Here is a 1,327-nt window from a genome sequence, read left to right as displayed (position 1 = left end):
TACGAGCTCGGCAATCTTGACGATGACGTTCATGGCTTTCTCCATGTTCTGGATAGGCACGAACTCATAGCGGCCGTGGAAGTTCAAGCCACCGGCAAAGATATTGGGACAAGGCAGGCCCTTGAAAGAGAGCTGGGCGCCGTCCGTACCTCCGCGAATGGCTTTTACACGAGGCTCTACACCTACTGCCTTCATGGCGGCAAAAGCGGTGTCGATGATATGCATCACCGGTTCAATCTGCTCGCGCATATTATAGTATTGGTCGCGAAGTTCCAGAGTAGCGGTACCCGGACCGTATTCTTCATTGATTTTTGCCACAAGACGTTCCATCTCCTTCTTGCGCTCTTCAAAGCGGGTGCGGTCGTGGTCACGGATAATGTAAGAGACTGTTGTCTGCTCCACCTCGCCGGTAATGCCTATCAGATGATAGAAACCTTCGTAACCTTCGGTATGCTCCGGAGCCTCGTCAGCCGGAAGCATGGACATGAAACGGTTGGCAACGCGGATAGAGTTAATCATCTTATTCTTGGCATAGCCCGGATGCACATTCCGTCCCTTGAAGCTTATCTTGGCAGAGGCCGCATTGAAGTTCTCGAATTCAAGTTCACCCACTTCTCCGCCATCCATGGTATAGGCCCATTCGCAACCGAACTGCGCTACATTGAACTTATGGGCGCCCAAACCGATTTCCTCATCCGGATTAAAGCCGATACGAATTTTACCGTGCTTGATTTCGGGGTGCTCCTTCAGATATACCACCGCCGATACAATTTCGGCAATACCGGCTTTATCATCGGCACCAAGCAAGGTCTTGCCGTCGGTCACAATCAAATCTTCCCCTTGATGGTCGAGCAGTTCGGGGAACTGGGCAGGAGAAAGAACCACATTCTCTTCGGCGCAAAGAACAATGTCCTTACCGTCATAATTCTGCACGATACGCGGAGAAACATTCTTGCCACTCATATCGGGGCTTGTATCCATGTGGGCAATAAAGCCGATGACGGGCAACGGCTTGTCTGTATTGGCAGGAAGAGTGGCGAACAGATAACCATTTTCGTCCAACGTGATTTCTTCCAGACCCAAAGATTCCAATTCTTCTTTCAGATACCGGGCAAACACCATTTGCCCCGGAGTACTCGGAGTAATCTCAGTCTCTTCACTGGACTGAGTATCGAAGCTTACGTACTTTAAAAAACGTTCTACTAAAGTCATGATGAATAATGATTAGTGATTAATGGTTAGTGATTAATGGTCAGTGATTAGTAATTGGCGAAAAGCATTATCCGAATGGCATTAATCATTAATCATTAATCACTAATCATTAACC

1 protein-coding gene is annotated in these 1,327 nt (G+C 48.2%); it reads right to left on the bottom strand.

Features of this window, described 5'->3' with window-relative positions:
• Nucleotides 1-1,212 (bottom strand): peptidase T (pepT, locus tag ABUA47_RS00830; protein WP_349831372.1); only part of this gene is annotated, 1,212 nt, incomplete at its 3' end.
• Between the last annotated feature and the right edge of the window lie 115 nt (nt 1,213-1,327).

The sequence above is a fragment of the Bacteroides sp. RTP31139st1_H2_RTP31139_211217 genome (assembly GCF_040227615.1).
In the GTDB taxonomy this organism is placed as follows: Bacteria; Bacteroidota; Bacteroidia; order Bacteroidales; family Bacteroidaceae; genus Bacteroides; species Bacteroides uniformis.
Note: the sequence above shows the minus strand (reverse complement) of the source record. Positions and strands in the feature narration are given on the sequence as shown.